General features: G+C 57.1%; 4 protein-coding genes and 1 pseudogene. 2 read left to right on the plus strand and 3 right to left on the minus strand.

All coding sequences use genetic code 11. From position 1 onward, the window contains the following. The first annotated feature begins 15 nt into the window (after positions 1–15). On the plus strand, positions 16–1,953 hold the full coding sequence (locus KMP13_RS13860; RefSeq protein ID WP_215266472.1) for an AsmA family protein: 1,938 nt from the start codon (positions 16–18) through the stop codon (positions 1,951–1,953). A 78-nt stretch (positions 1,954–2,031) separates the two neighbouring features. Here the strand turns inward: KMP13_RS13860 and kdsA are convergent, their stop codons facing one another. Genes kdsA through KMP13_RS13875 form a run of 3 tightly spaced genes read right to left on the minus strand, consistent with a single transcriptional unit; the run spans position 2,032 to position 5,170 of the window. Beyond that, on the minus strand, positions 2,032–2,865 hold the full coding sequence (gene kdsA / locus KMP13_RS13865; protein WP_215266473.1) for a 3-deoxy-8-phosphooctulonate synthase: 834 nt from the start codon (positions 2,863–2,865) through the stop codon (positions 2,032–2,034). 3 nt (positions 2,866–2,868) lie between these two features. After that, positions 2,869–4,533 (minus strand): capsule biosynthesis protein, encoded by a 1,665-nt coding sequence (locus tag KMP13_RS13870; protein ID WP_215266474.1) that lies wholly within the window; start codon positions 4,531–4,533, stop codon positions 2,869–2,871. After that, entirely contained in the window at positions 4,511–5,170 is a 660-nt protein-coding gene (locus KMP13_RS13875; protein ID WP_215266475.1) for an ABC transporter ATP-binding protein, read from the minus strand. Before KMP13_RS13875 ends, KMP13_RS13870 begins: the two co-directional genes overlap by 23 nt. 345 nt (positions 5,171–5,515) lie before the next feature. Between KMP13_RS13875 and KMP13_RS20565 the strand changes: the two are divergent. Beyond that, a pseudogene (locus tag KMP13_RS20565) lies at positions 5,516–5,800 on the plus strand (uracil-DNA glycosylase family protein); the annotation flags it as partial. Positions 5,801–6,279: the final 479 nt, after the last annotated feature.

Consider the following 6,279-nt stretch of genomic DNA (forward strand, 5'->3'; position numbering starts at 1 on the left):
TGGCAGGAGGTCCCTATGCGATTGATCATTCGAGTAATTTCAGCAGTTTTCTTTGCCGTAGCTTTGCTGCTGGGACTGGTGCTGTTGCTGCCGGGGGAGAAGATCGCGAACTTGGCCGCCGACCAGTTGGAAAGACAGACCGGGCGCACCTTGAATTTTGCGGGCCCTGTGCGGTTTATCTTCTGGCCGACTCTGGGGATGAAGGCGGACGGGGTGACGCTCTCCAACGCAGACTGGGCCGGACCTGAACCGATGTTGCGGGCCGAACGGGTCACGATTGGCCTGGCTGCGGCTGACCTGATCAGAGGCGACATCCGGGTGACCGAAGTCTCTGCCATCCTGCCGGAACTGAACCTCACCACCCGCGAAGACGGCGTCGGCAATTGGATGTTTGATGACGCTCCGGCCAGCACGTCCGGGGCCACAGACAGCACGCCGAGCGAGCCCTTGGACCTCACCGTCGAAAGCCTCACGTTTATGGGCGCAAGCTTGCGATATGCCGCCCATGGTGCAGAATCGGTGGAGATGACACAGATCGACCTGCGCGCCCAATGGCCGGACCCACAAGGCACCGCTGCCGTCGACCTGACCCTGCGCCCAGCGGGGGCGCCAGTGCGCCTGCAGGGGGAGATCGGCACATTTGCGCAGTTCCTGACGGGCGCGGTTTCCTCGGTTGGAATGAGAATCGAAACACCAGGCGGAACAGCCCGATTTGATGGCAACGCAGATCTGGCGGGGGACGTTCAGGGGCGTTTGACCGCGGAGGCTGAGGACCTGAGCGCGGTTTTGGCTGCCGTTGGTCAATCCATGGAGTTGCCCGCCGGTCTGGGCCCAAATGCGGTTCTGGCGGCGGATGTGACCTACACCCAAGAGGGCAATCTGAGCCTGCGTGACATGTTGGTCGGATCCGGTGCCAACCAACTGCGCGGTGCATTGGATTTCAACACATCGGGTGAACGCCCCAAACTGACGGCGCAACTGACTGCCGATGCGTTGGATTTCTCGGCCCTAACCAGCGCCTCAAACAGTGGGGACAGTGCGAGTACGTCGTCTTCGTCAGGCTGGTCTACCGATCCGATTGATGCGAGCGCCCTTGGCCTGATGGACGCCAAACTGGGCCTGTCTTTTAACAACCTGAAAACAGGCGAAGTGGTGTTGGGCGCCTCGGCTCTGACGTTGACCATTGATCGCGCCCGTGCTGTGCTGGGCTTGCAGCCTGCCACCGGATTTGGCGGCACACTGGAGGGCGAGTTGGTTGCCAATAACCGCAATGGCCTGTCGGTGGGCGGCACACTTGCTTTCAACAATATCCGCCTTGAACAGGCGTTGGGGCAGCTGGCGGGATTTGACAATATGAACGGCACCGTGCTGGGGGAGGTCAATTTCCTAGGCGTCGGCAACAATATGGACGCGATTATGAACTCGCTGTCTGGCAAGGGCTGGTTCGAAGTGGGCAAAGGGTTCTACACCGGCTTTGACCTCGAAGCCTTGATGCGCACGGGGGGCGGCAATGGTGGCAGCACCGTGTTTGATGGCCTGTCTGCCAGCTACACCATTGCCGATGGCATTGTCCAAAACGACGACCTGTCTGCTGAGGTCAAAGGCGCAACTGTCACAGGCGAAGGGCAGGTGATGCTCGGCGCGCAGGCGTTGGACTATCTGTTCAAACCCACGCTGTCACGCGACGGCGGATCCGCCTTCACGATCCCTGTCAAAGTTACCGGTCCATGGGCTGACCCAAGCATTCGCCCAGACTTAGAGGGCGCGTTGAAACCACGTTTGGAAGAGGTGGAGACCCAAGTCAAAGAAGAGGTCCAAGAGAAGCTGCGTGAGAAGATCAGCGAAGAATTGGACACTGTGATCGAGCCAGAGCAGGACCTGAATGAAGTGCTGAAAAACCGGATCGAACAGGAAGCAAAAGACCAGCTGCTCAAGCTACTTGGCGGCAATTGACCTGCACAGGGTACAGCAAACAAAGGACGCGCCCAACGTATTGGACGCGCTCTTTGACATGTAAATTCTGATGACGTTTTAGATCTTGACCGGGTGCGCTTTGGCGATCTTGTCAAATTGCATCAGGGTCTCGACCAGTTCAGGCATCTGATCCAAATAGATCATATTGGGGCCGTCGCTGGGGGCCGTATCAGGATCTTCGTGGGTTTCGATAAATACTGCTGCCACACCAATCGCGACAGCTGCACGTGCCATCACCGGTGCGAACTCACGTTGGCCACCAGATGACCCGCCGCGGCCGCCAGGCTGTTGTACGGCATGCGTTGCATCCATCACGACCGGGTATCCGGTTTGACCCATGATCGGCAGCGAACGCATGTCAGCCACCAGCGTATTGTATCCAAAGGAGGAGCCGCGCTCGGTCAGCAGGATCTTATCGTTGCCGGTGCTTTCGATCTTGGTGGTGATGTTCCCCATCTCCCACGGGGCTAGGAACTGGCCTTTTTTCACGTTGATCACAGCGCCCGTTTTGCCCGCAGCCAACAACATGTCGGTCTGGCGGCACAGGAATGCGGGGATCTGCAGGATGTCTGCGGCTTCGGCAGCTAGGGCGCATTGCGCTTCGGTATGGACATCGGTCAGGACCGGAACGCCGAACTCTTTGCGGATGCTGTCCAGCACCTGCAGGCCTTTTTCGATGCCCAGACCGCGTTTGCCCGCAAGGGATGTGCGGTTCGCCTTGTCATAGGAGGCTTTGAACACATACTGCGCACCTGCCTTGGCGCAGGCCTCTTTCATTTTTCCGGCAATCATCTGCGCGTGATCGGAGCTTTCCAATTGGCAGGGGCCAGCAATGACTGTCAGCGGTTGGTCGTTGCCAAGGGTGATACCGGCGATGTCGATGTTTTTCATAACTTACGAAGAGACCTGTTCTCGGAGGATTGATGCAGTGAGCGAGCACATCAAGTAAATACCCGAAAAGATCAAGAAGGCCAAAACCGTATTTTCAAACTTGCGCGGATAGGACGGTTCTTCGCTTGCCACGGGCGCCACTGAGGTGGTCAGATATCGCACTTGTCGGTTGGCTTCCATGCGTGTGGTGTCGACCTGTTGCAACGCAGACTGCAGGATCAAATCGCGCGTTGCCAGATCGGCCTGGGCCATCTGGATCTGCACCCGCAGGTTCGCCAACGAATTCTCACCCTCGGAGGCATTGATCATCTTGGAATTCAGTTCCGTGATGACGTCCCGCAGACGCTGTACATCGCCTTCAACGCCTGCAACTTTGGCGCGGTTGGGACGCAAGTTGTCTTTCAACGCCGCCAATTCCAGTTGTTTTTCCTGCAGTTGCAGCTCGAACGTGGAAATTTGCGAACGAAGCGAGGCAATCACGCCTTCGGGGTCGAGAACCGACCCTTGTTGCTGCAACAAAACGAGCTGCCGCTGCGCTTCGCGGCGTTTGGCCTCGGCATCGGTCAGCGTGGCTTCGGCGTCGCCCATCTGATCGCGGCGCTTTTGTTGCGACAAGTTGTTCACACGTTCCTGGGCATAGGAAATCAACTGTTCCGAGAAGGCGGCGGCGATCTGTGGATCTGCTGCGGTCACTTCCATTCGGACAACGCCTTCGGTCGGATCATAGCCGATCTTCACGTTGCGCCCGTACACCTTGTACGCTTTTTCATTGCTGGCTTCGGGATCCAAGCGTTGGATCGGGTCAATCCACTCTTGTTGAAAATGGGTCGTGAACCCCAGCTCTTCGTTGAGGCGCAGCATCGCCTCTTTGGATTCCAGGTAGCTTTGCACCGCGATGGAATCTTGGCTGGTGGCAAACTGGGTGCCGCTGAACAAGCCACCCACAGAACCAGACGCGCTGTCGGCCTTCAGGACCAGAAACTCGGATTTGGACGAATACATCGGTGTCGCGACCGAGTAATAATAGTAGCCCGCAACGATCGTGGGCGCGAAGACAAAGAAGCTCAACCGACCCAGCAAAAGCCCAAGACGGCGGCGACGGCGGCGACCAATGTCGCGCTGGATCTCCTGGATCTCACGCTCGCGGCGTTCCGCCGGGCTGAGTTCCGTGGAGGGCAGGGAGGTTTTGCCCGCAGGAAGGGTCTGCGGCAGCTGCACCTTGCCCGGAGCGACAGGCATGCCGGTGGGCTGGGCCTCGTTTTTGGGAACGACAAGTTCCAGCATATTGGCATGTTGGAACGGGTCGATGCCTTTGGTGCGCAGCAGGCGCACCGCATCAAAATCGGACGTCGGCGACAGCCCATGTTTCTGGGCCAGGCGACGCGCCATACGCAGCTGGCGCCCTGTCAGCCCCTCTTTGCGAATGGCGTCGACATCGGTTTCCATGCTGGTTTCACGACGGCTGCTGACCATGCCGGACAGCGCGGGTTTCGTGTCGTGGCTTGTTGCTTTGGGGGCCGATTTTTGCACAGGCTGTGCCGGAGCGGTAGGGCGCGCCTCGGCAGGTGCCTGGGGCCCCGGAACGGCACGTGGTTTGGGCGCGTCCTCACCTGAGGATGCGCTGGACCGCCGGATGCGGAATTTCTTAGCCTTGGGTTTCATAGTCATAGAGCTGCTTCGCTTCTTCCAAGGTATCAAACATATACAATTGCCCGTCCAGCAACACTGCGGCAGATCGCGCGAATTTTTCAAGCGTCTTGGCTTGGTGCGACACGATCACGATGGTGGTGGTGGCCAGTCGCTCTTGCAGGATCGAGCCCGCTTTTTTGTTAAACTCCACATCTGTGGTGCTCGGCATGCCTTCGTCGATCAGGTAAATGTCGAAATCCAGGGCCAGCATCAAGGAGAAGTTGAACCTAGCCCGCATGCCCGAGGAATATGTGCCCACAGGCTGGTCGAAATACTCACCAAGCCCACACAGCCAGCGGCAATAGGCTTCGACATAATCGGGATCAAGCCCGTAGATTTTGGCGATGTAGCGCGCATTCTCCATCGCGGACAGACGACTGACGACGCCGCCCATGAACCCCAGTGGAAAGGAGACTTTGCAGCTGCGCCGGATCGCGCCTTCGTCAGGTTTCTCAAGCCCAGCCATCATATTGATCAACGTGGTCTTGCCGGTGCCGTTAGGCGCAAGGATGCCGATGGAATTGCCGAGTTCAACGCGAAAAGACACGCGATCAAGGATAACCTTGCGCTGCTTCCCGGTCCAAAAGGACTTACTTACGTTTTCAAACTCCAGCATTTTAAATGCCCGATACTGCTCAAATCGTCCCGTCTGGGGCTCTGTTTTGGTTGGCTGACAAGAACTTAGACTTTGTCGTGTCAGATTTTAACCACAGACAGTTAACCAATTACGCGGCGACTTTGTTTTTATTATGTCTAATTCTCCACAAATGGAGCTACGTCTTGTTAACCTATTTTCGGGGCTTTGCGCAGCCCTAACTGGGGTTTTGCGCAAGGATTGGCGCCCAATTGCGCGGGTTTCGCGCTTTTGTGAACGTCCAGAACGGCAGTTTGTGCGAATGCTCCCGTTCAAAACGTCGGTCACATGCAGCCCTTTGGCCGAAGGTCTGCTACTAAAAACATCATGGCGAACGTAGCTTCAGAATTGGTGAACAACATCCGCGACTGCCGCCAATGCGCAGAGCGGTTTTCGCTGACCCATACCCGGCATCAACCGCGTCCCGTTGTCTGGTTTCGCCCGTCGGCACGCATTTTGATTGCCGGACAAACGCCGGGAATGCGGGTCCATGGGGAAGGTCGCCCCTTTGCAGATGCCTCCGGTGATCGGCTGTGCGACTGGTTGGACCTCACGTTGAAGGAATTTTACGACCAAGACCGGGTGGCAATTGTTCCCATGGCCTTTTGTTATCTCATGTCCAGAATGTCTACGGACTTTAGCGTGAAATTTGGCTTGCAGAACCAAGTGCGACATAGCTTTGGCCAGAAGCGCGTAGACCTCAAATATCGCAGCGTTTCTGGCCAAAGCGGCCCATGGGGACGGACCTTCGTTGCAAATCATATTCGAATAGCTGGTGAGGCCAAACTCTGTGGCCTTGCAGTCTTTCAAGTTTAGCACTCTAAAACTAGCGCCTTTGATCTTGGGACCGGGTGATCAGGATTTGCAATCCCAGCCCCCCAGTCGAAAACGTCACCGCTTGATCACGCCGTGCTCCTCATAGGTCTTCAATAGTGTTTCCGCGAACGCTGCTGAAGTGGTCCTGCTTTTAAGGACAGGTTTGCGGCTCAGCTAAGATGTAATCTGGTTGGATTCATGCGGCCTTCTGCGTCTGTTCTGTTGTGAAGAATGCGTCGTCGGGTGATCGTTCGTCGAGAGCAGTGTGAGGCCGC

The organism is Epibacterium ulvae, assembly GCF_018678075.1.
GTDB lineage: Bacteria > Pseudomonadota > Alphaproteobacteria > Rhodobacterales > Rhodobacteraceae > Epibacterium > Epibacterium ulvae_A.